Annotated in this window: 22 protein-coding genes and 1 pseudogene; 14 read left to right on the top strand and 9 right to left on the bottom strand. The window is 64.2% G+C overall.

All coding sequences use genetic code 11. The annotated features are described in order from the left end of the window. Positions 1 to 430: 430 nt before the first annotated feature. Both M2D63_RS24330 and M2D63_RS24325 read right to left on the bottom strand, forming a co-directional pair. Positions 431 to 1,924, bottom strand: a complete 1,494-nt coding sequence (locus tag M2D63_RS24330; RefSeq protein ID WP_285865624.1) for a CoA-acylating methylmalonate-semialdehyde dehydrogenase — start codon at positions 1,922 to 1,924, stop codon at positions 431 to 433. Positions 1,925 to 1,995: 71 nt separating this feature from the next. Then, the gene (locus M2D63_RS24325; RefSeq protein WP_285865623.1) at positions 1,996 to 3,342 is read right to left on the bottom strand and encodes an aspartate aminotransferase family protein; all 1,347 of its coding nucleotides are present in this window, start codon (positions 3,340 to 3,342) and stop codon (positions 1,996 to 1,998) included. A gap of 118 nt (positions 3,343 to 3,460) precedes the next feature. Here M2D63_RS24325 and M2D63_RS24320 point away from each other — a divergent pair, with 118 nt between their 5' ends. From M2D63_RS24320 to M2D63_RS24295, 6 genes are all read left to right on the top strand, one after another. Continuing rightward, positions 3,461 to 4,378: a LysR family transcriptional regulator gene (locus tag M2D63_RS24320; RefSeq protein ID WP_285865622.1), complete on the top strand. Its 918-nt coding sequence runs from the start codon at positions 3,461 to 3,463 to the stop codon at positions 4,376 to 4,378. A 62-nt stretch (positions 4,379 to 4,440) separates the two neighbouring features. Continuing rightward, entirely contained in the window at positions 4,441 to 5,103 is a 663-nt protein-coding gene (locus M2D63_RS24315; RefSeq protein ID WP_285865621.1) for a TetR/AcrR family transcriptional regulator, read from the top strand. Between the two features lie 10 nt (positions 5,104 to 5,113). Then, a complete protein-coding gene (locus M2D63_RS24310; RefSeq protein ID WP_285865620.1) occupies positions 5,114 to 5,698 on the top strand; it encodes a YigZ family protein in 585 nt (194 codons plus the stop codon). A 331-nt stretch (positions 5,699 to 6,029) separates the two neighbouring features. Then, positions 6,030 to 6,716, top strand: coding sequence for an SDR family oxidoreductase (locus M2D63_RS24305; RefSeq protein ID WP_285865619.1), 687 nt, complete (start codon positions 6,030 to 6,032; stop codon positions 6,714 to 6,716). Between the two features lie 115 nt (positions 6,717 to 6,831). Then, positions 6,832 to 8,187: an 8-oxoguanine deaminase gene (locus M2D63_RS24300; RefSeq protein ID WP_285865618.1), complete on the top strand. Its 1,356-nt coding sequence runs from the start codon at positions 6,832 to 6,834 to the stop codon at positions 8,185 to 8,187. Between the two features lie 129 nt (positions 8,188 to 8,316). Beyond that, entirely contained in the window at positions 8,317 to 9,270 is a 954-nt protein-coding gene (locus tag M2D63_RS24295; protein ID WP_285865617.1) for an adenosine deaminase, read from the top strand. 63 nt (positions 9,271 to 9,333) lie between these two features. Here M2D63_RS24295 and M2D63_RS24290 read toward each other — a convergent pair whose 3' ends face one another. Continuing rightward, positions 9,334 to 10,050: a helix-turn-helix transcriptional regulator gene (locus tag M2D63_RS24290; RefSeq protein ID WP_285865616.1), complete on the bottom strand. Its 717-nt coding sequence runs from the start codon at positions 10,048 to 10,050 to the stop codon at positions 9,334 to 9,336. A gap of 499 nt (positions 10,051 to 10,549) precedes the next feature. Then, the gene (locus M2D63_RS24285; protein ID WP_285865615.1) at positions 10,550 to 11,467 is read right to left on the bottom strand and encodes a LysR family transcriptional regulator; all 918 of its coding nucleotides are present in this window, start codon (positions 11,465 to 11,467) and stop codon (positions 10,550 to 10,552) included. 116 nt (positions 11,468 to 11,583) lie between these two features. Between M2D63_RS24285 and M2D63_RS24280 the strand changes: the two genes are divergently transcribed. Continuing rightward, positions 11,584 to 12,597: a zinc-binding alcohol dehydrogenase family protein gene (locus M2D63_RS24280; protein ID WP_285865625.1), complete on the top strand. Its 1,014-nt coding sequence runs from the start codon at positions 11,584 to 11,586 to the stop codon at positions 12,595 to 12,597. 125 nt (positions 12,598 to 12,722) lie between these two features. Further along, positions 12,723 to 12,887 (top strand): hypothetical protein, encoded by a 165-nt coding sequence (locus M2D63_RS24275; protein ID WP_285865614.1) that lies wholly within the window; start codon positions 12,723 to 12,725, stop codon positions 12,885 to 12,887. On the opposite strand, the gene M2D63_RS24270 is transcribed toward M2D63_RS24275, so the two are convergent. Together M2D63_RS24270 and M2D63_RS24265 are read right to left on the bottom strand one after the other, a co-directional pair. Then, entirely contained in the window at positions 12,871 to 14,052 is a 1,182-nt protein-coding gene (locus M2D63_RS24270; protein ID WP_285865613.1) for a multidrug effflux MFS transporter, read from the bottom strand. The two genes, M2D63_RS24275 and M2D63_RS24270, sit on opposite strands and share 17 nt — an antisense overlap. A 116-nt stretch (positions 14,053 to 14,168) precedes the next feature. Continuing rightward, entirely contained in the window at positions 14,169 to 14,366 is a 198-nt protein-coding gene (locus M2D63_RS24265; protein ID WP_285865612.1) for a heavy-metal-associated domain-containing protein, read from the bottom strand. A 148-nt stretch (positions 14,367 to 14,514) separates the two neighbouring features. On the opposite strand from M2D63_RS24265, the gene M2D63_RS24260 reads away from it, so the two are divergent. Genes M2D63_RS24260 through cueR form a run of 3 tightly spaced genes read left to right on the top strand, consistent with a single transcriptional unit; the run spans position 14,515 to position 17,758 of the window. Beyond that, the gene (locus M2D63_RS24260) at positions 14,515 to 14,901 is read left to right on the top strand and encodes a hypothetical protein (protein ID WP_285865611.1); all 387 of its coding nucleotides are present in this window, start codon (positions 14,515 to 14,517) and stop codon (positions 14,899 to 14,901) included. A gap of 53 nt (positions 14,902 to 14,954) precedes the next feature. Next, the gene (locus M2D63_RS24255) at positions 14,955 to 17,357 is read left to right on the top strand and encodes a heavy metal translocating P-type ATPase (protein WP_285865610.1); all 2,403 of its coding nucleotides are present in this window, start codon (positions 14,955 to 14,957) and stop codon (positions 17,355 to 17,357) included. Next, complete coding sequence (cueR, locus tag M2D63_RS24250; protein WP_285865609.1) at positions 17,354 to 17,758, top strand: Cu(I)-responsive transcriptional regulator; 405 nt, start codon at positions 17,354 to 17,356, stop codon at positions 17,756 to 17,758. Before M2D63_RS24255 ends, cueR begins: the two co-directional genes overlap by 4 nt. A gap of 4 nt (positions 17,759 to 17,762) precedes the next feature. Here cueR and M2D63_RS24245 read toward each other — a convergent pair whose 3' ends face one another. Next, on the bottom strand, positions 17,763 to 18,656 hold the full coding sequence (locus tag M2D63_RS24245) for a PA4780 family RIO1-like protein kinase (RefSeq protein WP_285865608.1): 894 nt from the start codon (positions 18,654 to 18,656) through the stop codon (positions 17,763 to 17,765). 280 nt (positions 18,657 to 18,936) lie between these two features. Here M2D63_RS24245 and M2D63_RS24240 point away from each other — a divergent pair. Together M2D63_RS24240 and M2D63_RS24235 are read left to right on the top strand one after the other, a co-directional pair. Further along, a pseudogene (locus tag M2D63_RS24240) lies at positions 18,937 to 20,028 on the top strand (cache domain-containing protein); the annotation flags it as partial. Positions 20,029 to 20,115: 87 nt separating this feature from the next. Continuing rightward, entirely contained in the window at positions 20,116 to 20,883 is a 768-nt protein-coding gene (locus M2D63_RS24235; protein ID WP_405310874.1) for a methyl-accepting chemotaxis protein, read from the top strand. On the opposite strand, the gene M2D63_RS24230 is transcribed toward M2D63_RS24235, so the two are convergent. Beyond that, positions 20,880 to 21,668: a helix-turn-helix transcriptional regulator gene (locus M2D63_RS24230; RefSeq protein WP_285865606.1), complete on the bottom strand. Its 789-nt coding sequence runs from the start codon at positions 21,666 to 21,668 to the stop codon at positions 20,880 to 20,882. The genes M2D63_RS24235 and M2D63_RS24230 overlap by 4 nt on opposite strands. 87 nt (positions 21,669 to 21,755) lie before the next feature. On the opposite strand from M2D63_RS24230, the gene M2D63_RS24225 reads away from it, so the two are divergent. Further along, positions 21,756 to 22,775 (top strand): bile acid:sodium symporter family protein, encoded by a 1,020-nt coding sequence (locus tag M2D63_RS24225; protein WP_285865604.1) that lies wholly within the window; start codon positions 21,756 to 21,758, stop codon positions 22,773 to 22,775. Here M2D63_RS24225 and M2D63_RS24220 read toward each other — a convergent pair. Continuing rightward, on the bottom strand, positions 22,762 to 24,039 hold the full coding sequence (locus tag M2D63_RS24220; protein ID WP_285865603.1) for an acetyl-CoA C-acetyltransferase: 1,278 nt from the start codon (positions 24,037 to 24,039) through the stop codon (positions 22,762 to 22,764). The two genes, M2D63_RS24225 and M2D63_RS24220, sit on opposite strands and share 14 nt — an antisense overlap. Between the last annotated feature and the right edge of the window lie 128 nt (positions 24,040 to 24,167).

Here is a 24,167-nt window from a genome sequence, read left to right as displayed (position 1 = left end):
GCTTGATTCGATTGTTAAAGAGCGGTTGGCGAAGCGTTTCGCTTCAGCCGAGGCGCGCATTCTACGCTTTCCTCATTTGCTGTCAAGCGTTTATTTTGAAGTCTTTTACTAGAAAGTCGTTCAAATTCAACTGCTTGACTCGCCGCGATCTCTCGTCAGCGGGAGACGAATTCTACAGCGTTTAAACTCGCTGTCAACCACCTTTTTCACCGCTGCCGACCTTGCGATCGAAGCCCTTCCGGTACTACCTGAAACGTTCAACTCGTTGATTCTCAAGGAGTTTTCCGTTTCGACTGCGCCGGAAGTGGGGCGAATTATAGAGAGATTAAATCGAGCGTCAAGCACTAATTGCAATATACCTGTCGTAAAGGTCAAAAGCCCCAAAAGCAAAGGGGAGGCCTGACGGCCTCCCCTTTTTCTTCACCCTGCCTTAAAGGCTAGGGAAGGCGAACTGCGAAGCCTCATGGCTGGCACGCTGCGGCCAGCGTTGGGTAATCGCCTTGCGACGGGTGTAGAAACGCACGCCGTCCGGACCATAGGCATGCAGGTCACCGAACAGCGAACGCTTCCAGCCACCGAAGCTGTGGTAAGCCACCGGTACCGGCAGCGGTACGTTGACACCGACCATGCCCACTTCGATCTCGTCACAGAACAGACGCGCCGCTTCACCGTCACGGGTGAAGATGCAGGTGCCGTTGCCGTACTCGTGTTCGTTGATCAGCTGCATGGCTTCTTCCAGGCTGTTGACCCGAACCACGCACAGGACAGGCCCGAAGATCTCTTCCTTGTAGATGCGCATTTCAGGGGTGACGCGGTCGAACAGGGTGCCACCCACAAAGTAGCCATCTTCGTTACCGGCAACACGGTAACCACGACCGTCCACCACCAGTTGCGCACCGGCGGCAACGCCGTCATCGATGTAGCCAACGACCTTGTCACGGGCCGCAGCGGTGACCAGCGGGCCCATGTCCAGGCCACAGGAAGTACCGGCACCGATCTTCAGCGCCTTTATCTGGGGCTCAAGCTTGGCGATCAGTGCATCAGCCACCTGGTCGCCGACGCACACGGCCACGGAAATCGCCATGCAGCGCTCGCCACAGGAACCGTAAGCCGCGCCCATCAGTGCGCTCACCGCATTGTCCAGGTCGGCATCCGGCATCAGCACCGCGTGGTTCTTCGCGCCGCCCAGGGCCTGGACACGCTTGCCGCGCTTGGTGCCTTCGGCATAGATGTATTCGGCGATCGGGGTCGAACCGACGAAGCTCAGGGCCTTGACCTCTGGCGCCTCGATCAGCGCATCGACCGCTTCCTTGTCGCCGTGCACCACGTTCAGCACGCCCTTGGGCAGGCCGGCTTCGTGCAGCAGTTCGGCGATCAGCAGGGTCGAGCTCGGGTCACGCTCGGACGGCTTGAGAATGAAGCAGTTACCGCAGGCAATGGCCAGCGGGTACATCCACAGCGGCACCATGGCCGGGAAGTTGAACGGGGTAATACCGGCGACCACGCCCAGGGGCTGGAAGTCGGACCAGGCGTCGATGTTCGGGCCGACGTTGCGGGTGTATTCGCCTTTGAGCACTTCCGGGGCGGCGCAGGCGAACTCGACGTTCTCGATACCACGCTTGAGTTCACCGGCGGCGTCTTCCAGGGTCTTGCCGTGCTCCTGGCTGATCAGCTGGGAGATACGCGCCTCGTTCTGCTCCAGCAGTTGCTTGAAGCGGAACATCACCTGGGCGCGCTTGGCCGGTGGCGTGTTGCGCCAGGCCGGGAAGGCCGCCTTGGCGGCGTCGATGGCCTGTTGCACGGTGTGCTTGCTGGCCAGGGCGACCTTGTGGATGGCCTGGCCAGTGGACGGGTTGAAGACATCGGCGGTGCGCTCGTCGGCAGCGACCAGCTCGCCATTGATCAGGTGTTGAACAGTGCTCATGCAGAACTCCATCGTGAAATTGTGCGCGAACGCCAGGCTGCTGGCGTCCGCTTCTTATAGAGGTGAAGAAATCAGGCGACCTGGTTGATGGCCTCGCCGACCGCGTCGAACAGACGATCCAGTTCCTGCGGCTGGCTGTTGAAGGTCGGGCCGAACTGCAGGGTGTCGCCACCGAAGCGCACATAGAAGCCGGCTTGCCACAGCTTCATGGCGATCTCGTAAGGACGCACGATGGCGTCGCCGTCACGGGCCGCGATCTGGATGGCGCCGGCCAGGCCGTAGTTACGGATGTCGATGATGTTCTTCGCGCCTTTCACGCCATGCAGCACGTTCTCGAAGTGCGGTGCCAGTTCGGCGGCGGCCTGCACCAGGTTTTCCTTCTGCAGCAGGTCCAGCGCGGCGATACCGGCGGCACAGGCAACCGGGTGCGCCGAGTAGGTGTAGCCGTGGGGGAATTCCACTGCGTATTCCGGGGTCGGCTGGTTCATGAAGGTCTGGTAGATCTCGCTGCTGGCGATCACCGCGCCCATCGGGATGGCGCCGTTGGTGACCTGCTTGGCGATGCACATCAGGTCCGGGGTGACGCCGAAGGCTTCGGCGCCGGTCATGGCGCCCATGCGACCGAAGCCGGTGATTACTTCGTCGAAGATCAGCAGGATGTTGTGCTGGTCGCAGATTTCACGCAGGCGCTTGAGGTAGCCCTTCGGCGGTGGCAGCACACCGGCAGAACCTGCCAGCGGCTCGACGATCAGTGCCGCGATGTTCGAAGCATCGTGCAGTTCGATCAACTTGAGCATTTCATCGGCCAGGGCAATACCACCCTCCTCCGGCATGCCCTTGGTGAAGGCATTGCCCGGCAGCACGGTGTGCGGAATGTGGTCGACGTCCAGCAGTTGGCCGAACAGTTTGCGGTTGCCGTTCACCCCACCCAGGCTGGTACCGGCGATGTTCACCCCGTGGTAGCCACGGGCACGGCCGATCAGCTTGGTCTTGGTGGCCTGGCCCTTCAGGCGCCAGTAGGCACGGACCATCTTCACCGCGGTATCGCAGCACTCGGAACCGGAGTTGGTATAGAAGACGTGATTGAGGTTGCCCGGGGTCAGCTCGGTGATTTTCTCCGCCAACTGGAACGACAGCGGGTGACCGAACTGGAAAGCTGGCGAGTAATCGAGCACGCCCAACTGGCGAGCAGCCGCTTCCTGGATTTCCTTGCGGGTGTGACCGGCGCCGCAGGTCCACAGGCCGGACAGGGCGTCATAGATCTTGCGACCTTTGTCGTCGGTCAGGTAGCTACCTTCGGCGGCGACGATCAGCCGTGGATCGCGCTGAAAATTGCGGTTGGCGGTGTAGGGCATCCAGTGGGCGTCCAGCTTGAGCTGGCTGGCCAGACCGACAGGAGCGTTTTCAGGCAGATTCATCGGGCAAGTCCTCGCAAGGCAATTGAGCAGCGACAAGTGTTGTTGCAGCTAAATTGTCACGAGGATAAAGTCTGAAAAAGCCAACTCTTCTAATCTTCAGATAGCAGATGACTAAACTATGAGCCGCCGCCCCGATCCCCTCGCCCAGGTCAGCGATTTCGACATCCGTCTGCTGAAGATCTACCGCAGCGTGGTGGAATGCGGTGGCTTTTCAGCGGCGGAAAACGTCCTGGGCATCGGTCGCTCGGCCATCAGCCAGCAGATGAGCGACCTGGAACAGCGCCTGGGCCTGCGCTTGTGCCAACGCGGGCGTGCCGGGTTCTCGCTGACCGAGGAAGGCCGCGAGGTGTACCACTCTGCCCTGCAGTTGCTCAGTGCCCTGGAGAGCTTTCGCACCGAGGTCAACGGCCTGCACCAGCACCTGCGCGGCGAGCTGAACATCGGCCTGACCGACAACCTGGTGACCCTGCCGCACATGCGCATCACCCACGCCCTGGCCCAGCTCAAGGACCGCGGCCCGGACGTGCGCATCCAGATTCGCATGATCGCCCCCAGCCAGGTCGAGCAAGGTGTGCTCGACGGCAGCCTGCATGTCGGCGTGGTGCCGCAGACCAGCCCGCTGTCAGGCCTTGAGTACCAGCCGCTGTACAGCGAACGCTCGCTGCTCTACTGCGCGGTCGGCCATCCGCTGTTCTATGCCGACGATCGCCTGCTCGACGACGAACGCCTCAATGCCCAGGACGCGATCGCGCCGACCTTCCGTCTGCCCGCCGAGATCCAGGCGCACTACCAGGCCCTCAACTGCACCGCCAGCGCCTCGGACCGCGAAGGCATGGCCTTCCTGATCCTCACCGGCCGCTACATCGGCTACCTGCCCGATCACTACGCCACCTTCTGGGTACAACAAGGCCGCTTGCGCGCACTCAAGCCTGCGCAGCGCTTCTATGACCTGAGCCTGTGCTGGGTGACACGCAAGGGTCGGCGCCCGCACCTGGTGCTGGAAAGTTTTCTGGAGAGCCTGGCCGCTACTCGCTGAGCGCTAATGCTGGTAGGTTAGCCCCTCAGAAAAGATAACCATTGCCTTGTCTGGAACCGCCCATGTCCTTCGAAGTCCCTGCGCATCGTATCAACGCCCCGGGCAAGCCCGCCGGCCGCATCCGCCAGAAGAACGAGCAAGCCATCATCCAGGCGGCCGAGGACGAGTTCGCCCGTCACGGCTTCAAGGGCACCAGCATGAACACCATTGCCTTGAAGGCAGGGTTGCCCAAGGCCAACCTGCACTACTACTTCACCAACAAGCTCGGCCTGTATGTGGCGGTGCTGAGCAATATCATCGAGTTGTGGGACAGCACCTTCAACGCCCTGAATGTCGAGGACGACCCGGCCCAGGCACTGAGCACCTACATTCGCACAAAAATGGAATTCTCCCGACGCAACCCGCAGGCCTCGCGGATCTTCGCCATGGAGATCATCAGCGGCGGGCAGTGCCTGAGCGACTATTTCAGCCAGGACTACCGCGACTGGTTCAAGGGCCGCGCCGCAGTGTTCCAGGCCTGGATCGACGCCGGCAAGATGGACCGCGTCGACCCGGTGCACCTGATCTTCCTGCTCTGGGGCAGCACCCAGCATTACGCCGACTTCGCCACCCAGATCTGCCAGGTCACCGGCCGCAGCCGCCTGACAAAGCAGGACATGGAAGACGCCAGCAACAACCTTATCCACATCATTCTCAAAGGCTGCGGCCTGAAACTTCCCGACTGAACCTGCGTTTATGCCTTTTACCCTGCTCGACACCTGCGAATTTCGCGAAGAGATTCGCAAGAGCCGCTTCATCACCCTGGCAGCGCCAATCAGCAGCACCGCTGAAGCCATGAGCTTCATCGAGCAGCACAGCGACCTGGCCGCCACCCACAACTGCTGGGCCTGGAAGCTGGGCGCGCAGTACCGTAGCAGCGACGACGGCGAACCTGGCGGCACTGCCGGGCGCCCGATCCTGGCAGCCATCGAGGCCCAGGACTGCGACCAGGTGGTGGTGCTGGTGATCCGCTGGTACGGCGGTATTCAACTGGGCACCGGCGGCCTGGCCCGTGCCTATGGCGGCGGCGCCAACAAGTGCCTGCAACAGGCAGAAAAACGCCTGCTGGTCAGCCGCAGCGAAATTCGTTGCAGCTGCACCTTCAGCGAACTGGCCCTGCTCAAGTTGCGGGTGGCCGAGGCGGACGGCCTGGTACTGGCGGAAGACTTCACCGCCAACGGCGTCGACCTGCTGCTGGCCCTGGGCGAAGAACAGATCGAGCCGCTGCAACGTCAACTGGCGGACCTCAGCCGGGGTCGAATCCTGCTGCAACGAACCTGAGCGTTTGCCCACATTCACTGTGGGCCCGGCTGTGGATAAGCTTTGGGCATTCGCCTGAAGGCCTTGAACGACGCGGCCTGTACGCAAACGATCATATTTTGATCAAGATTTGATGACAGCAGGTCAACTGCCGAAAAATCAGTCAGTTATCCCCAGTTATAGCCCCTGGGAGGTACGCAGAAGGTGCTTATATCCACCGATGGCGCTTGCTCACAGATACTGTGGAGCAAACTGTGGATAAGCCGTGCGTCCCTGCGCCAATGGCCCGTTTGGCCGCAGCTTGGCTAGACTGGTTATTCTTTGATCAACACCCCCCTTGAAAGGAGTCCCCATGCCCTCGAACAAAACCGCACTGATCATCGGCGCCTCGCGCGGCCTCGGCCTCGGGCTGGTGCAACGCCTGCAGGAAGATGGCTGGGATGTCGTCGCCACGGTGCGCGCCCCTGCTCGCGCGCCGGCATTGGCGGCAATCGCCGGGGTCGAGGTCAAGACCCTGGAAATGAACAGCAGCGAGCAACTCGATGCCCTGCAAGAAAACCTCAAGGGCAGGACCTTCGACCTGTTGTTCGTCAACGCCGGGGTCAAGGGGCCGGATGACCAGGACCCGGAGAACGCCCGGCTGGCGGATGTCGGCGAGTTGTTCATGACCAACAGCGTGGCACCGATCCGGGTGGCCCAGCGTTTTGCTCCACAGCTGAACCCGAGCGGCGGCGTAATCGCCTTCATGAGCTCGGTGCTCGGCAGCATAACCATCCCCGACGCGCCGGAACTGGCCCTGTACAAAGCCAGCAAGGCGGCACTGAACTCGATGATCAACAGCTTCGTGGTGCAACTGGGCGAGACCTCGCTCAGCGTCCTGGCCATGCACCCGGGCTGGGTCAAGACCGACATGGGCGGCGAAGGCGCCGACATCGATGTGGCCACCAGCACCCGCGGCATGCTCGACCAGGTCAATGCCCAGGCTGGAAAAGGCGGCCTGCAGTTCATCAACTACAGGGGCGAAGCACTGATCTGGTGAAATCCCTCGCGGTGGGTGTAGACTCCACGTCGCGCCCACCGCGGCGACCCTGGATCAGCAGACAGGGCAACACTGAGCTGGCTAACCTGAACCCACTTTCAGAGGAGCCGGCACCATGCCTGCGACCCGTATCTGGTTGAAAAACCCGCTTGCCATCTTCACCGCCAACAGCCTCGATGCCCGTGGCGGCCTGGTCCTTGAAGACGGCCGCATCGTTGAAGTCCTCGCCCTCGGCCAATCCCCGTCCAGCCCCTGTGGACAAGTCTTCGACGCCCGCGAACACGTGGTGCTGCCCGGACTTATCAACACCCACCATCACTTCTACCAGACCCTGACCCGCGCCTGGGCGCCGGTGGTCAACCAGCCGCTGTTCCCCTGGCTCAAGACCCTCTACCCGGTCTGGGCCCGCCTGACCCCGGCCAAACTGGAACTGGCCAGCCGCGTAGCCCTGGCCGAACTGCTGCTGTCGGGCTGCACCACCGCCGCCGACCATCACTACCTGTTCCCTGATGGCCTGGAAAACGCCATCGACGTGCAGGTCGAAGCCGTACGCACCCTGGGCATGCGCGCCATGCTCACCCGCGGCTCCATGAGCCTGGGCGAGGCTGACGGCGGCCTGCCACCGCAGCAGACCGTGCAACAGGGCGAAGTGATCCTGGCCGACAGCCAGCGACTTATCCACAGCTACCACGAGCGTGGCGAAGGCGCGCAGATCCAGATCGCCCTGGCGCCCTGCTCGCCGTTCTCGGTAACGCCGGAAATCATGCGCGCCAGCGCCACCCTGGCCGAAGAGCTGGACGTGCGTCTGCACACCCACCTGGCCGAAACCCTGGATGAAGAAGACTTCTGCCTGCAACGCTTCGGCCTGCGCACCGTGGATTACCTGGACAGCGTCGGCTGGCTCGGCCCGCGCACCTGGCTGGCCCACGGCATTCACTTCAACCCGGATGAAATCGCCCGCCTGGGCGCGGCCGGCACCGGTATCTGCCACTGCCCGAGTTCGAACATGCGCCTGGCCTCGGGTATCTGCCCGACCGTGGAGCTGACCGACGCCGGCGCTCCGGTTGGCCTGGGCGTGGACGGCTCGGCCTCCAACGACGCCTCCAACATGATCCTCGAAGCACGCCAGGCCCTGTACCTGCAACGTCTGCGCTACGGCGCCGAAGCCATCACCCCGGAGCGCGCCCTGGGCTGGGCCACCCGTGGTTCGGCGCAGCTGCTCGGACGCAGCGATATCGGTGAGCTGGCGGTGGGCAAACAGGCTGACCTGGCACTGTTCAAGCTCGACGAACTGCGCTTCTCCGGCAGCCACGACCCACTCTCCGCACTGCTGCTGTGCGGTGCCGACCGTGCTGATCGAGTCATGGTCGCAGGTCAGTGGCGGGTGATCGACGGCCAGATCGAAGGCCTGGACGTCCAGGGCCTGATCGCCGATCACCGCCAGGCGGCCGCACAACTGATTGCCGGCTGAGGCGCACAAACCCCACAGCCATCGGTCAATTTCGCCCTGGGCAGCGCCACGCCCAGGGCGATATTGACCGCCACGTGCCCGCAAGCCCTGTAGAATGGTGCCAACCGCACCTGATGAGATACACCCTTTATGTACGACTGGCTTAACGCGCTGCCCAAGGCAGAACTGCACCTGCACCTGGAAGGATCGCTGGAGCCCGAGCTGCTGTTCGCCCTGGCCGAACGCAACAAGATCGCCCTGCCCTGGAACGATGTCGAAACCCTGCGCGCGGCGTACGCGTTCAACAACCTGCAGGAGTTTCTCGACCTCTATTACCAGGGCGCCGACGTGCTGCGCACCGAGCAGGATTTCTACGACCTGACCTGGGCCTACCTGCAGCGTTGCAAAGCGCAGAACGTGATTCACACCGAACCGTTCTTCGACCCGCAGACCCACACCGATCGCGGCATCCCTTTTGAAGTGGTGCTCGACGGCATCACCCGCGCCCTCAAGGATGGCCGTGAACAACTGGGCATCACCAGCGGCCTGATCCTCAGCTTCCTGCGCCACCTGAGCGAAGAAGAAGCCCACAAGACCCTCGACCAGGCCCTGCCGTTTCGCGATGCCTTCATCGCCGTTGGCCTGGACAGCTCGGAAATGGGCCACCCGCCGAGCAAGTTCCAGCGCGTCTTCGACCGCGCCCGCAGCGAAGGCTTCCTGACCGTCGCCCACGCCGGTGAAGAAGGCCCGCCCGAGTACATCTGGGAAGCCCTGGACCTGCTCAAGATCCAGCGCATCGACCACGGCGTACGTGCCATCGAGGACGAGCGACTGATGCAGCGGATCATCGATGAACAGATCCCGCTCACCGTCTGCCCACTGTCCAACACCAAGCTGTGCGTGTTCGACCACATGAGCCAGCACAACATCCTCGAGATGCTCGAGCGTGGCGTGAAGGTCACGGTGAACTCGGATGACCCGGCTTACTTCGGTGGTTATGTCACCGAAAACTTCCATGCCCTGCACACCCACCTGGGCATGACCCAGGACCAGGCGCGCCGCCTGGCGCAAAACAGCCTGGATGCCCGCTTGATCAAAGCGTAACCGCTGCCACAGGCTGCACATCACCCAAGCGACGCCTGTCACCCAGGCGTCGCTGCTGGCGTTCTAGCTTGCAGACAACAAGGTCATTGGCTGGGCAATCCGGTTGATCTGGTGCAGGCCGGCCGCGCTGATCTGCAGCATTCGCGAGGTTTCGCTCTCACGTATCCAGCCGGACTGCATGAACAGCTTCAGCAGGCTGCTGCCCAGCGCTCCGCCCAGATGCGGGCGGTGGTCGCTCCATTCGCTGCAGCACCGGCAACTGCTGACACTCCTGTGTTGATACTGGGCCAGGGCCTCGATGAAGATGCCATGACGGGCAAACTGCGCGCGACCTTCGAGGGTTACCTCGATCTGCTGCTCGTTGCCATCGAGCCAGCCCGCGTCGAACAGGCGTTGATACAGATCGGCCGCGAGCTCTCCGCCCAGGTGATCGCCGCAAAGCCGGGCCCGGCGCATGGATAGGGGAATGCCGATGTCGGCCTGGGGCGCCCCCATCTCCCGTGCGGTGACCTGCACACTGGCCAGGGCTTCCACTGCCGCCCCCACTTCAGGCCCGGCCAGCCTGAAATAGCGCTTGCGCCCCCGGGGCTCGAGCTTGAGCAAGCCACCGGCCGAGAGCCTGGCCAGGTGCGCACAGGCCGAAGATGGGCTCAGCCCGACCATGTCGGCCAGCTCATCGGAGGGACGCGCCATGCCGTCGATCAAGGCCCAGAGCATCGCACTGCGTTTAGGATCGGCAAGCAGGCTGGCTATCTGGCTGATACTTGTTACAGGTTTCATATCTCAACTCCCTGCGAGATAACATCTGATATCGAGTCAATAAACAGGTCAGCACCACTTACTGCGGGTTTTCCGATGCCAGAATGACTGGAAGTTGAACAGCTGAGCCTCGCTGGTTGTCGACAAGCGACCCGCCGGGACTCATGCCAGCCAATGTCAGGTGAGAGACATTACTCGCCAGCATTGGGCATGGAAGTATCTCTCGCTGGAAATGGCTGCTGAGCCCATTATAAGCCGCCTTGCACAGGTAGTTTTCCAACTTTCCGGTACAGTTCCCGTATGACCCGGCCTGCTCTTGTGAACCTCAGTCGCAACTGGTTCGCAAGGTGAGTTAAACATGATTTGAAACGTTTAAGGCCAACCCCCGTCCCGTATATGTAAATTACCTACTTAAATAACTGGGAACGAAAATGTCGAGGGATAAAACCTACAATACTCGTTATCAAGTACCACGCATTAACGGGCAACAACTTCAGGACAAACAACTCAATAGCGACGATTAACGACTCAATCCATTCAATTGTTCGAACAGCGCCTGGCAGCGTTCCTTGAGCAGGTTGCGTAGCAGTTGCACGGGCTTGCCCAGTTGCGCGCGGTGGGTGCACATCAGGTTCAACGGCGCGGGTTCGCCCTGCAGATGCCCAAGCAACACCTTCAGGCGCCCTGCCCGCACATCGAAGGCCACGTCCAGCCAGGATTTGTAGGCGATCCCTGCTCCGGCCAGCGCCCAGCGGCGAACCACATCGGCGTCGTCGCAGAAGCGGTCGCCGCTGACCGTCAGCCCCGTTTCCTGTGCACCACGGCCAAAGCGCCAGTGGTCGTGGACGCGGGCGCCCAACTGGTAGAGCAGGCAATTGTGCTGCGCCAGCTGGTCCACCTCCTTCGGCTCACCGTGGCGCGCCAGGTAGGCCGGCGCCGCGCACAGCACGCGTCGGTTGTCCGGGCACAGGGGCAAGGCCACCAGGCTCGAGTCCTCCGGGGCGCCATAGCGCAGGGCAATGTCGGCCGCCTGGCGAAACAGGTCGGCATTGCGGTCGCCCAGCAGCAGGCGCACCGAGAGCTTGGGATGTTCACGTTGCAGTTCATCGAGCCAGGGCAGCAGGACATTGCGGCCAAAGTCCGAGGGCGCTGACAACTGCAGCACACCGCTGACCTCATCCTTTTCCCGGGCCAGCTGCCGGCGCCCTTCTTCCAGGCTGCTCAGGGCCTGGCGGGCATGCACCAGGAAACCTTCGCCTTCAGCGGTCAGACGCAGGTTGCGCGTGGAGCGCGCCAGCAGTCGAGTGCCCAACTGCTGCTCCAGGCGCTTGAGCGCGGCACTGGCCACCGCCGGCGACAGGTCGAGCAGGCGCGCCGCAGCCGACAGGCTGCCCAGCTCGGCGGCACGCACAAACAGCTGCAGGTCATCGAATCGCACCGGACCACCACCATTATCAAAATATTGTTGAAAGTATCTGCGGTTCTAACGGCTTTTAACCACAATGGAAAGCGCTAATCATGGCGGCCATCCACAACCGCTTGAGGACCACCGCCATGAAGGCCATTGCCTACTACCACTCCCTGCCGATTACCGACCCCGCTGCCCTACAGGACATCGAGCTCCCCGCCCCCGAGCCCGGGCCACGGGATTTGCTGGTTGAGGTGCGCGCCATCTCGGTCAACCCGGTGGACACCAAGGTGCGCCAGAACGTACAACCTGAAGCGGGCAGCGCCAAGGTGCTGGGCTGGGACGTGGCCGGCGTGGTCAAGGCGGTGGGCAGTGACGTCAGCCTGTTCCAGCCCGGCGACAAGGTCTTCTACGCAGGCTCCATCGCCCGCGCCGGCGGCAACAGCGAACTGCACGTGGTGGATGAGCGCATCGTCGGCCATATGCCGAAAACCCTCGGTTTCGCCGAAGCGGCCGCCCTGCCACTGACGGCGATCACCGCCTGGGAACTGTTGTTCGAGCGCCTGCAAATCGCCGAAGGCCAGAGCGACCTGGGCCAGCGCCTGTTGATCGTCGGCGCCGCCGGCGGGGTCGGCTCGATCCTGACCCAACTGGCCAGCCAGTTGACCGGGCTCACCGTGATCGGCACCGCCTCCCGCGCAGAAACCCAGGACTGGGTACGCCGACTGGGCGCCGACCAGGTCATCGACCACCGCCAGCCACTGGCCCAGGCACTGAAGGCGGCTGGCATCGAACAGGTGACCCACGTGGCCAGCCTGACCCAGACCGACCAGCACCTGGCGCAACTGGTCGAGGCCCTGGCGCCACAGGGCAAACTGGCGTTGATCGATGATCCCAAGCAGCTGGACATCGGCCTGCTCAAGCGCAAGAGCCTGTCGCTGCATTGGGAGTTCATGTACACCCGCTCGCTGTTCGAGACCGCCGACATGATCGAACAGCACAAGCTGCTCGAACGGGTCGCCGAACTGGTCGATGCCGGCACCCTGAAAACCACCCTGGGCGAGCATTTCGGCACCATCAACGCGGCCAACTTGCGGCGCGCCCATGCCCTGCTGGAAAGCGGTACGGCCAAGGGCAAGATCGTCCTCGAAGGCTTCTGAACCAAGACGCCCACTCCGGTTGCGGGGTGGGCGTGACCGTCAGTCCGACAGCAGGTCCGGACCATTCCCCTACGGGCCGGCAGCGCTACAATTCTTCAGCCAACGCCAACCGCAGGTACGCAATGATGATCATTCAAGTCAGCGCATCCGCCCAGAAGCCAGGCTGCCCATGGCAAGTCCGGCTGGACCAGCATGTGGTGAGTTTTCGCAGCGAGGCCGAGGCCCGCGCCTTCGTCAACACCTTGCAAACCCGCCTACAGGCCCCGCACCCGCTCAAACGCTTCGGCTGAGCTGCAAGCGGCGGGTAGTCACCGCCATGCCTGCCGCCGCCAGCCCGCAGAGACTGATCACCAGCGCCATGGGCACCGCGCTGCCATCGTGCAGCACACCCACCAGGGCGGCGGCAGCGGCGGCGACACTGAACTGCAGGCAGCCAAGCAACGCCGACGCACTGCCCGCCCGAGCCCCCTGCCCGCTCATGGCGCAGGCCGAGGCATTGGGAATGATGCAGCCCAGGCTGGCAATACAGATGAACAACGGAATCAGCAGCGGCCAGAGCCTGGCCGGATGCAGGGCGCTGATCGCCAGCAGGCTCAGGCCTGCCACCAGGTAGATCCACACCGTACGCACCAGCAGGAACGCCGGCCCGCGCTTGGCCAGCAGCCGCGCGTTGACCTGCGCCACCAGGATGAAACCGGCGGCGTTGCTGCCGAACAGCCAGCCATAGTGCTCCGGCGGCACACCATAGAGCTTGATGAACACAAAGGGTGAACCGGCGATATAGGAGAACATGCCGGCGATGGCGATCCCGCCGGTCAAGGCGTGGCCGAGGAACACCCGGTCCTTGAGCAGGCGCCCGTACTGGCGCAGGGCACCGGACAAGGGCTGGCGCGGCACAGTGGCCGGCAGGCTTTCCGGCAGGCCGGCGGCAACGGCCACCGTGCACAGGGCGCTGAACAGGGTCAGGGCGATGAAGATCGACTGCCAGCCGTACAGGTTGACCAGCACCCCACCCAGCATCGGCGCGAGGATCGGCGCCAGGCCCATCACCAGCATCAGTTGCGAGAACACCTTGGCCGAGGCCACCGCATCGCACTTGTCACTGACGATCGCCCGCGACAGCACCATGCCGGCACAGCCGCCCAGGGCCTGGACGAAGCGCGCCAGGATCAGCGCATCGAGGTTCGGGGCAAAGGCGCAGGCGACCGAGGCCAGGGTAAATAGAGTGACGCCGACCAGCAGCGGAATCCGCCGGCCAAAACGGTCGGCTACCGGTCCATAGGCCAGTTGGCCGAGGGACAAGCCGAGGAAGTAGGCGGCCAGGGTGGTCTGGATGTGTTTCTCGTCGGTACCGAAGGCCAGGGCCATGGCCGGGAAACCTGGCAGGTAGAAGTCGATCGCCAGGGGCCCGAACGCACTCAAGGCGCCGAGAATCAGGATGGTTCGCAGGTTCATCGGAAATCCATAGCAGGCTAAGCAAGTCTGCTAGTCTAACCGCCCTGCCGGGGTTGCGCTGTGAAGAGTTGGGCCCGCGCTGCAAATCTTTTATCCACAGTGCGGGCCGCCAGGCCTCAGACCGCTTCGGCCTGATAGCCCTGTTCGCGGATCAGTTCGAGAATCTCTGGCGCTTGCAGTGAACTCTGCACCTTGACCTGCTTGTGCGCCAGATCGACTTCGACCACTGCCTCTTCATCCTGGGCCTGCACGGCACGGGTCACGGCCTTGACGCAATGGCCGCAGGTCATTCCTTGTACGTTGAACACTTGCATGGTGACTGCCTCCTGTTGGGTTTGAGCACAGTTTCAAGCTTGTCATCGGGGCAAGGTCAAGAACTTCGCGTCGCTGCCGGGCTGGAAATCATCGTCCGGGTCGGCCAAGCTGCGAACCTGACGATTGACGATGCAGGAGTTTCATTTCATGCGCAGGGCAGCTTCGGGTCTTTTCGGCCTGCTGGGCATTTTCGGCCTGTTCACCCAGGCCAGCGCCGCGGGGCCAAGCGACTACAGCATTCTGATCATTTCCCGCGAGCGCCTGGAAGTGGCGACCTCCTGCGAGATTGGCGTGTACCTCAACGACCAACTGGCCGGCCGGCTGTTCCAGGAGCAATCGACCTCGTTCAACCTGCCCCCGGGTGAACTGGATGTACGCCTGCGCTACCTGCCCGGGCAAGTGCCGGGCTGCCAGCCGGGCATCGAGAACCAGCGCAGCACCCGCTTGCGCCTGCAGGCCGGCCAGATCAATAAATACCGGATCGCCGTCGACCAGAATGGCCTCAAGCTGATCAGGGCTGGCCTGGGCTATTGACCTTCCCTGCATGGCAAGGTTGATGCTGGTGGCCTGTCCAAGGAGGAGTGCCCATGTCCGCATCTACCACTTTCGATCTGCCGATCGCCGGCATGACCTGCGCCAGCTGTGCTGGCCGGGTCGAGCGCGCCCTGCGCAAAGTCAACGGCGCCGAGCAGGTCAGCGTCAACCTGGCCACCGAACAGGCCCGCATCCAGGCCCCTGCCGATAGCCTCCCGGCCCTGGTCGAGGCCGTCGAGCAGGCCGGCTACAGTGTGCCCAGCCAGACCCTCGAATTGCAGATCGGCGGCATGACCTGCGCCTCCTGTGCAGGCCGTGTCGAACGCGCCCTGGCCAAAGTGCCGGGCGTACAACAGGTCAGCGTCAACCTGGCCAATGAACGCGCCCACCTGCAACTGTTCGGCCAGCTCGACAGCAGCGTGCTGATCGACGCCGTTACCCGGGCCGGCTATTCGGCCAGCCTGCCGCAGACCACCCAGGCCAACCAGGCCGACGCCGAACGCCGCCTGCGCAAGGAGCGCTGGTCGGTGGCGCTGGCCGTGCTGCTGGCCCTGCCCCTGGTGCTGCCGATGGTGTTGCAACCCTTTGGCGTGCACTGGATGCTGCCGGCCTGGGTGCAGTTCGTGCTGGCCACGCCGGTGCAATTCATTCTCGGTGCGCGCTTCTATGTCGCCGCCTGGAAGGCCGTGCGCGCCGGTGCCGGCAACATGGACCTGCTGGTCGCCATCGGCACCAGCGCCGGTTACGGCCTGAGCCTCTATGAGTGGGCCCAGGCCGAGGCCGGGGTCATGCCGCACCTGTACTTCGAGGCCTCGGCCGTGGTGATTGCCCTGGTCCTGCTCGGCAAGTACCTGGAAAGCCGCGCCAAGCGCCAGACCGCCAGCGCCATCCGGGCCCTGGAAGCCCTGCGTCCGGAACGCGCCCTGCTGCTGGTCGATGGCCAGGAACGCGATGTGGCGATCAGCGAACTGCGCCTGCGCGACCTGGTGGTGGTCAAGCCCGGCGAGCGCTTCCCGGTGGACGGCGAAGTGGTCGAAGGCCAGAGCCATGCCGACGAAGCCCTGATCAGCGGTGAAAGTGTGCCGGTGCCCAAGCAGGTGGGCGACAAGGTCACCGGTGGCGCCATCAACGGCGAAGGCCGCCTGCTGGTCCGTACCCTGGCCCTGGGCACCGAAACCGTGCTGGCCCGCATCATTCGCCTGGTGGAAGACGCCCAGGCCGCCAAGGCACCGATCCAGAAACTGGTGGACCGGGTCAGCCAGGTGTTCGTCCCTGCCGTGCTGGTCCTGGCGCTCATTACTCTGGTCGGCTGGTGGCTGGCCGGTGCGCCGATCGAAACCGCGCTGATCAACGCCGTCGCCGTGCTGGTGATCGCCTGTCCTTGTGCCCTGGGCCTGGCCACGCCAACGGCGATCATGGCCGGTACCGGCGTCGCCGCCCGCCACGGCATCCTGATCAAGGACGCCGAAGCGCTGGAGCGCGCCTACGCCGTCAACCGCGTGGTGTTCGACAAGACCGGTACCCTTACCTCCGGCAGCCCGCGCATCGTCCACAGCCAGGCCGCGGTCGGCACCCCGGCCGAGTTGCTGCAACTGGCCGGCGCCCTGCAACGCGGCAGCGAACACCCCCTGGCCAAGGCGGTGCTCGACGCCTGTGCCGAACAGGGCCTGGCGGTCGCCGACATCAGCAACAGCCAGTCGCTGACCGGACGCGGTATCGCCGGCAGCCTGGACGGCCGCGACCTGGCCCTGGGCAACCGTCGTATGCTGGATGAGAGCGGCCTGCAAGCGGGCAACCTGGCCAGCAACGCCAAGGCCTGGGAAGCCGAAGGCCGGACCCTGTCCTGGCTGATCGAACGCAGCCCGCAACAGCGCGTACTCGGCCTGTTCGCCTTCGGCGACAGCCTCAAGCCCGGTGCCGGGCAAGCCGTGCGGCAACTGGCCGGGCAAGGCATCAGCAGCCACCTGCTGACCGGCGACAACCGCGGCAGCGCCCAGGTGGTGGCCACGGCCCTGAACATCGAAGACGTGTACGCCGAAGTGCTGCCCGCCGACAAAGCGGCGACCGTCAGTGCCCTCAAGCAATCGGGCGTGGTGGCCATGGTCGGCGACGGTATCAACGATGCCCCGGCCCTGGCGGCTGCCGACATCGGCATTGCCATGGGCGGTGGCACCGACGTGGCCATGCAGGCCGCCGGCATTACCCTGATGCGCGGTGACCCGCGCCTGGTGCCGGCCGCCCTGGAGATCAGCCGCAAGACCTATGCGAAGATTCGCCAGAACCTGTTCTGGGCCTTCATCTACAACCTGATCGGCATTCCCCTGGCCGCCTTCGGCATGCTCAACCCGGTGCTGGCGGGCGCGGCCATGGCCCTGTCGAGTGTCAGCGTGGTCAGCAACGCGCTCTGGCTCAAGACCTGGAAACCCGAAACCCCGCCACAGGACGACGCCCAATGAACATCGGTCAAGCCGCTCGCCGCTCCGGGCTGAGCGCCAAGATGATCCGCTACTACGAGTCCATCGGCCTGCTCAAGCCGGCCCTGCGCAGCGACAGCGGCTATCGCCTGTACCAGCAGGACGACCTGCACAGCCTGGCCTTCATCAAGCGCTCGCGTGACCTGGGGTTTTCGCTGGAAGAGGTCGCCCGCCTGCTGACCCTGTGGCAGGACCGCCAGCGCGCCAGCGCCGACGTCAAGGCCCTGGCCAGCCAGCATATCGATGACCTGAACCGGCGCATCGAGGAACTGGTGAGCCTGCGCGACACGCTGAGCGAACTGGTCGCCCACTGCCAGGGCGACGACCGTCCGGACTGCCCGATCCTCAAGGATCTGGCAGCCGGCGGCAGTTGCTGTCACTGACGCTTCACTGCATCCAGGGCGGCGCGGGCTCGTCGTCTTTCTTCGGCCCGTGCTCGGCCTCGTGGCGGGCCGCGCGGCGCCTGGCTTCATCGAAACGAGCGGCGTCGATCTCGCGCATTACCCCGGCGACATCGGCGCGGCGCAGGTCTTCCTGGAAGCGCCCGCTGAGCTCGCTTTGCGGGGTCAGCTCGCCGGCCTGGTACAGCGCCCACATTTCCCGGGCATAGCGGGTCTCTTTGAGCTCCGGGGCAAAACGTCCGAAATAGGCGGCCATGTTGCCGACATCGCGCTCGAGCATGCTGAACGCGTGGTTGTTGCCCGCGGCGTCCACCGCCTGGGGCAGGTCGATGATCACCGGGCCTTCGGGGCCGAGCAGCACGTTGAACTCCGACAGGTCGCCATGCACCAGACCGGCACAGAGCATCAGCACGATCTGGCGGATCACGAAGGCGTGGTACTCGCGCGCCTGCTCGGGCTCGAGCTGCACATCGTTGAGCCGCGGCGCGGCGTCGCCGTATTCATCGGCCACCAGCTCCATGAGCAGCACGCCATCGAGAAAGTCATAGGGCCTGGGCACCCGCACCCCGGCGTTGGCCAGGCGGAACAGGGCGGCCACCTCGGCGTTCTGCCAGGCGTCCTCGGCCTCCTTGCGCCCGTAGCGCGAGCCCTTGGCCATGGCCCGGGCCTGGCGGCTGTTGCGCACCTTGCGCCCTTCCTGGTACTCGGCGGCCTGGCGGAAGCTGCGCTTGTTGGCTTCCTTGTAGACCTTGGCACACCTGAGTTCCCGACCGCAGCGCACCACGTACACGGCAGCCTCCTTGCCACTCATCAAGGGCCGCAATACCTCGTCGACCAGTCCATCTTCAACCAGTGGTTCAATGCGTTTTGGAGTCTTCATCGGCTTTTGTCGGGGGTCCTGTTGTGCCAGACACATGATTTTTTTAGTGGCCACCGGTACGGCACCGGCTGCCCGCTGTAGCAAGACCGCACTGCGTTGTAACGGCAAACCGCCTGACTTGCCATTCTTTTTCTGCGCATTAATGACCGACTGGTCACTCCGGGCGGTTTTTCCCAATGAATACGGGACTTTTGCCCGGCCAGCACTTTATTTCCAGATCCGACGGCCGATGTAGTCTGCAGCAGCGTCGTGTGTTTACAAGAACAATTCTGGAGCGCAGATGAACATCAAACAAAAACTGACTTGGGCCTTTGCCGTGATCGCCGGCTTGCCCGTGATCCTGGTCGCCACCCTGGTGGTCCTCAATCTGCGCAGTGAAGCCCGGGACGGCTTCGTCGACGGCAGCAGCCGGGAAATCCGCCAGGTGGCCAACGCCATGCAGCTGTTCTTCGAGGGCATCAGCCAGAACGTCGACTACCTGGCTGCGCAACCTTTGATCAACGCCACCGGCAACGATGTGAAGAAGTACATCAGCGCCGATGCGCCACAGGTTGCCCTGGGCGAGCAGGACAAGAAGCTCTACCAGATGTTCGCCAGCCTGGCCGCCAGCCACCCCGCTTACGCCTATGTGTCCTACGGCCTGAGTGACGGCGGCTACGCGTTCTGGCCGGGCGATCCGAAGATGGCCAGCTACGACCCGCGCCAGCGTCCCTGGTACCAGGCGGCCATGGCCAGCCCCGGCAAGACCCTGCGCACCGACGCCTACTACTGGGCCGGCGACGACGCGGTGCTGGTCAGTACCGTGCGCGCGGTGGCCAACCAGCTCGGCAACCCCGGTGGCGTGGTCAACATCGATGTATCGCTCAAGCAGCTGACCGAGATCGTCAAGCAGATCAAGCTGGGTGAGAGCGGCTACCTGATGCTGCTCGAAGACAACGGCAACGTGCTGGTCGACCCTCGTGCCCCGGCGCACAACTTCAAGAACCTGGCCTCCCTCGGCGCGGGCTACGCGCAACTGGCCAAGGCCGGCAAGGGCCTGGTCGAGGTAGAGCTCGACGGTGAGCGCTACATGGCCAATATCTGGCCATCGGAACAACTGGGCTGGAACTTCATCGGCCTGATCCGCCAGGACGAAGTGATGCAGACCGCCACCCAGCTGACCTGGGTGGTGGCCGTCATCGCCCTGGTGCTGGCCGCGGTGTTCGCCCTGGTCGGTGCGACCTTCGCCAAACTGATCGTGCGTCCGATCCACAGCGTGACCAATGGCCTGGAAGGCATCGCCCAGGGCGAAGGCGACCTGACCCGCAGTCTGGAAGTGCGTGGCCGCGACGAAACCGCGCAACTGGCCAGCTGGTTCAACCAGTTCCTGGCCGCCATTCGCCAGCTGATCCAGAACATCGGCCAGGCCGCCAGCAAGATCCTCGCGACCTCCAGCAGCTCGACCCGGGTCTCCCATGACATGGCCGAAGCCGCCGGCCGCCAGCGCGAAGCGGTGGACATGGTCTCCACCGCCTTCCATGAAATGGTCGCCACCGCCAACGAAGTCGCCCGCTCCTGCAGCCAGGCCGCCGACTCGGCCGACAGCGGCCAGCAGCAGGCCCGTGAAGGCCAGCAGCAGATCGACGCGGCGGTGCAGAGCGTCGATCGCCTGAGCCAGGAGATCGAACACTCGGCGCAGTCGATGCAGCAACTGGAACGCGACAGCAATGCCATCCAGTCGATCCTCGGCACCATTCGCTCGATTGCCGAGCAAACCAACCTGCTGGCCCTCAACGCCGCCATCGAGGCCGCCCGTGCCGGTGAACAGGGCCGCGGTTTCGCCGTGGTCGCCGACGAGGTGCGGGCGCTGGCCAAGCGCACCGCCGACTCCACCGCCGAAATCGACAACCTGCTCGGCAACCTGGCCAGCCGCACCAGCACAGTGGCCCAGCAGATGCACGCCAGCCTGGAAGTGTCGCAGCAGTCAGTCAGCCGCATCGGCCTGGCGCGTACCAGTTTCGGCCAGATCCGCGAATCGGTGGACATCATCCGCGACATGAACACCCAGATCGCCACCGCCGCCGAGGAGCAGCACCAGGTGGCCGAAGACATCAACCGCCACATCAGCCAGATCCACGGCGACGCGCAGCTGGTGGCGGAGCTTGCCAACTCGGCGCGCGCGGATTCCCAGAGCCTGGCCGGGCTGTCCAATGAACTGGATGCGCTGGTGCGCAGGTTCCGCACCTAAAGGCGCAGTTCGCCCGGGGTGAAGCCGAACAGGCCCTTGAAGGCGGCGATGTAGGCCGACGTGGAATCGTAGCCGCAGCCCAGCGCGGCGTCGGTGACACTGCGGCCTGCCTCCAGGGCAGTCAGCGACGACAGCAGGCGCATGCGCTGGCGCCAGCCGCGAAAGCTCAGGCCGGTTTCACGCTGGAACAGGCGCATCAGGGTCTTTTCCGAGGTGTTCAGGCGCTGCGCCCACTGGCCGAGGGTCTGGCCCTGCTCCGGGTTGGCGAGCAGCTCGTTGCACAGTTCGAGCAAGCGCGGGTGCTGGGGCAGCGGCAAGCAAAAGCCCACCTGCGGCAACGCCTGCAACTGATCGAGCAGCACGCCGACCAGCCGCGCCTCGGCACTGTCGCCCTCGGGGTAGTCCACCGGCAACTGGCAGAACTGCTTGATCAGCTCGCGGGCCAGCGGCGTCACTTCCAGCACCCGGCAGTGCCCCGGCGCCCAGCTGGCCTCCTCGCGACGTACATACAGGCTGCGCATCTCGGCCTGCATCGAAGTCACCACCTCGTGCTCGACCCCGGCCGGAATCCATACCCCCCACTGCGGCGGGGCAAAGTAGCTGCCCTCGGCGGTGTAGACCCCGAGCACGCCACTGATCGCATAGGAAAACTGCACCCAGTCATGCTGGTGACGCGGCGTCCAGGAGCCTGCGCCCAGGCGCTCGGCACGGGCATACAAAGGGCGGGGCAAGCGCTCCAGCACGGGAATCGGACGGGGTGAGGGCTGTTGTCCGTTAGTCGGCATCGGTTGGCCTTATGTCGCAAGACGGCAGTATTGGGCGCAGCGTAGCCTGCGGGCTCAATGATTACAAAATGATTCGAAGGCCCGCCCATGCAAGCGCTCAAACACCTCAAACGCGTGGTAACCGACTGGTTCCTCTGCGGCATGTTCCTCGCCACCTTCCTGGCCTGGCTGTTTCCCGACGTTGGCCGCAGCGGCGGGGCGATGCATGCCGAGTACGTGATCAATATCGGCGTGTTCCTGGTGTTCTTCCTGCACGGCATCAACCTGTCCAGCGAGCAGATTCGCCACGGCCTGAAGAACGGGCGCCTGCACCTGATGGTCCAGGGCTTCACCTTCGTGGTCTTCCCGCTGCTCTGGTGGCTGGCCAACCGCGTGCTGGGCAGCCAGTTGCCGCCCTTGCTGATGCTGGGCTTCTTCTACCTGTGCGCCCTGCCCTCGACCATCTCTTCGTCGGTGGCGCTGACCGGCAGCGCCGGCGGCAATGTACCGGCGGCGATCCTCAATGCCAGCCTGTCCAGCGTGCTCGGCATCTTCATCACCCCCTGGCTGGTCAGCCTGGTAGTCGGCACCGGCAGCGGCGGCATCGACCTGGGCGCTACCCTGCTCGACCTCTGCGCCCTGCTGCTATTGCCCCTGGCGCTCGGCCAGTTGCTGCGCCCCTGGCTCGGGCGCTTCTTTGCCCGGCACAAGCGCTACACCAATATCCTCGACAAGCTGGTGATCCTGCTGCTGGTCTACGCCGCGTTCTGCAACTCGATGGTCTCGGGCATGTGGCAGCAGCAAGGCAGCGCGGTGCTGCTCACCGCCCTGCTGGGCAGCGCACTGTTGCTGGCGTTGATTCTCTGGCTGACCACTCGCAGCGCCCGCGCCCTGGGCTTGTGCCCGGCCGACGAGGTAGCGGCGGTGTTCTGCGCCAGCAAGAAATCCCTGGCGGCCGGGGCACCGATGGCGGCGCTGATCTTCGGTGCCCACCCCGGGCTGGGCCTGATCCTGTTGCCGATCATGATCTACCATCCGCTGCAGTTGATCGTCTGCTCGATCATGGCCGAGCACTACGCCAATCGCCCGGCGGCGGCCGCTCAAGGGACGCTGGTCAACGCTCGATGATCGCCGTCACGCCCTGACCGCCGGCGGCGCAGATGGAGATCAGGCCGCGGCCCTTGCCCGCCGTGGCCAGCAGCTTGGCCATATTGGCCAGGATGCGCCCACCGGTCGCCGCGAACGGATGCCCGGCAGCCAGCGAGCTGCCCTTGACGTTGAGCTTGCTGCGATCGATCGCGCCCAAGGGGGCATCAAGCCCCAGCCGTTGCCGGCAGTAGTCGGGGTCTTCCCAGGCCTTGAGGGTGCACAGCACCTGGGCGGCGAAGGCTTCGTGAATTTCGTAGTAGTCGAAGTCCTGCAGGCTCAGGCCATTGCGCGCCAGCAAACGCGGCACGGCATAGGCCGGCGCCATCAGCAAACCTTCCTTGCCTTTGACGAAATCCACCGCAGCGGTTTCGCCATCGAGCAGGTACGCCAGCACCGGCAGGTTATTCGCCCGGGCCCAGTCTTCGCTGCCCAGCAGCACCACCGAGGCGCCATCGGTCAGTGGCGTGGAATTGCCTGCAGTCAGGGTGCCTTTGTCACTGCGCTCGAACACCGGCTTGAGGCTGGCGAGCTTTTCCAGGCTCAGGTCGGCGCGCAGGTTGTTGTCGCGGGTCAGGCCCAGGAACGGGGTCAGCAGGTCGTCGTGCCAGCCTTCGGCATAGGCCGCCGCCATGTGCTGGTGACTGAGCAGGGCCAGTTCATCCTGGGCCTGGCGCGGAATCTGCCAGGTCTGCGCCATCAACTCGCAATGCTCGCCCATGGAAAGACCGGTGCGCGGCTCGCCATTGCGCGGCAGTTCCGGTTTCAGGTGCCCCGGGCGCAGCTTGAGGAAGGCTTTGAGCTTGTCAGCGGTGCTTTTGCCGCGATTGGCCTGCAGCAGGATACGGCGCAAGCCTTCATTGACCGCGATGGGCGCATCGGAGGTGGTGTCGACGCCGCCGGCAATGCCACTGTCGATCTGCCCCAGGGCGATCTTGTTGGCCACCTGCAGCGCGGTCTCCAGCCCCGTGCCGCAGGCCTGCTGCAGGTCATAGGCCGGGGTCTGCGCCGACAACCGTGAACCGAGCACGCACTCGCGGGTCAGGTTCATGTCGCGCGAATGCTTGAGCACCGCCCCCGCCGCCACCTCGCCCAGTTGCTGACCGTGCAGGCCAAAGCGTTCGATCAGCCCTTCGAGGGCCGCGGTGAGCATCGCCTGGTTGCTGGCCGTGGCGTAGGCGCCGTTGGAGCGGGCGAAGGGAATCCGATTGCCGCCAATGATCGCGACCCGGCGCAGTGAGCGCATGCGTAACGTCCTCTTTTTACAAAACGGTTCGAGGTAGGAGCGGGGGGGGGGGGCGCCCCGCGGGCGGGGGTGTTCTCCCACAAAAAAAGCAGCGGCAACCCCACCAACAACACCACCCCCAAGAAAAA

It is taken from the genome of Pseudomonas sp. BJa5 (assembly GCF_030272875.2).
GTDB lineage: Bacteria > Pseudomonadota > Gammaproteobacteria > Pseudomonadales > Pseudomonadaceae > Aquipseudomonas.
This window is presented reverse-complemented; position numbering and strand designations above follow the sequence as displayed.

What these genes read in the sequence shown, in the direction of transcription:
- M2D63_RS24280 (WP_285865625.1), top strand. Translation starts at nt 11,584, where the DNA reads ATGAAGGCCATTGCCTACTACCACTCCCTGCCGATTACCGACCCCGCT.
- M2D63_RS24245 (WP_285865608.1), bottom strand. Translation starts at nt 18,656, where the DNA reads ATGAAGACTCCAAAACGCATTGAACCACTGGTTGAAGATGGACTGGTC.
- M2D63_RS24265 (WP_285865612.1), bottom strand. Translation starts at nt 14,366, where the DNA reads ATGCAAGTGTTCAACGTACAAGGAATGACCTGCGGCCATTGCGTCAAG.
- M2D63_RS24315 (WP_285865621.1), top strand. Translation starts at nt 4,441, where the DNA reads ATGTCCTTCGAAGTCCCTGCGCATCGTATCAACGCCCCGGGCAAGCCC.
- M2D63_RS24325 (WP_285865623.1), bottom strand. Translation starts at nt 3,342, where the DNA reads ATGAATCTGCCTGAAAACGCTCCTGTCGGTCTGGCCAGCCAGCTCAAG.
- M2D63_RS24225 (WP_285865604.1), top strand. Translation starts at nt 21,756, where the DNA reads ATGCAAGCGCTCAAACACCTCAAACGCGTGGTAACCGACTGGTTCCTC.
- M2D63_RS24255 (WP_285865610.1), top strand. Translation starts at nt 14,955, where the DNA reads ATGTCCGCATCTACCACTTTCGATCTGCCGATCGCCGGCATGACCTGC.
- M2D63_RS24275 (WP_285865614.1), top strand. Translation starts at nt 12,723, where the DNA reads ATGATCATTCAAGTCAGCGCATCCGCCCAGAAGCCAGGCTGCCCATGG.
- M2D63_RS24320 (WP_285865622.1), top strand. Translation starts at nt 3,461, where the DNA reads ATGAGCCGCCGCCCCGATCCCCTCGCCCAGGTCAGCGATTTCGACATC.
- M2D63_RS24310 (WP_285865620.1), top strand. Translation starts at nt 5,114, where the DNA reads ATGCCTTTTACCCTGCTCGACACCTGCGAATTTCGCGAAGAGATTCGC.
- M2D63_RS24235 (WP_405310874.1), top strand. Translation starts at nt 20,116, where the DNA reads ATGGCCGAAGCCGCCGGCCGCCAGCGCGAAGCGGTGGACATGGTCTCC.
- M2D63_RS24220 (WP_285865603.1), bottom strand. Translation starts at nt 24,039, where the DNA reads ATGCGCTCACTGCGCCGGGTCGCGATCATTGGCGGCAATCGGATTCCC.
- M2D63_RS24330 (WP_285865624.1), bottom strand. Translation starts at nt 1,924, where the DNA reads ATGAGCACTGTTCAACACCTGATCAATGGCGAGCTGGTCGCTGCCGAC.
- M2D63_RS24300 (WP_285865618.1), top strand. Translation starts at nt 6,832, where the DNA reads ATGCCTGCGACCCGTATCTGGTTGAAAAACCCGCTTGCCATCTTCACC.
- M2D63_RS24305 (WP_285865619.1), top strand. Translation starts at nt 6,030, where the DNA reads ATGCCCTCGAACAAAACCGCACTGATCATCGGCGCCTCGCGCGGCCTC.
- M2D63_RS24230 (WP_285865606.1), bottom strand. Translation starts at nt 21,668, where the DNA reads ATGCCGACTAACGGACAACAGCCCTCACCCCGTCCGATTCCCGTGCTG.
- M2D63_RS24260 (WP_285865611.1), top strand. Translation starts at nt 14,515, where the DNA reads ATGCGCAGGGCAGCTTCGGGTCTTTTCGGCCTGCTGGGCATTTTCGGC.
- M2D63_RS24270 (WP_285865613.1), bottom strand. Translation starts at nt 14,052, where the DNA reads ATGAACCTGCGAACCATCCTGATTCTCGGCGCCTTGAGTGCGTTCGGG.
- cueR (WP_285865609.1), top strand. Translation starts at nt 17,354, where the DNA reads ATGAACATCGGTCAAGCCGCTCGCCGCTCCGGGCTGAGCGCCAAGATG.
- M2D63_RS24295 (WP_285865617.1), top strand. Translation starts at nt 8,317, where the DNA reads ATGTACGACTGGCTTAACGCGCTGCCCAAGGCAGAACTGCACCTGCAC.
- M2D63_RS24290 (WP_285865616.1), bottom strand. Translation starts at nt 10,050, where the DNA reads ATGAAACCTGTAACAAGTATCAGCCAGATAGCCAGCCTGCTTGCCGAT.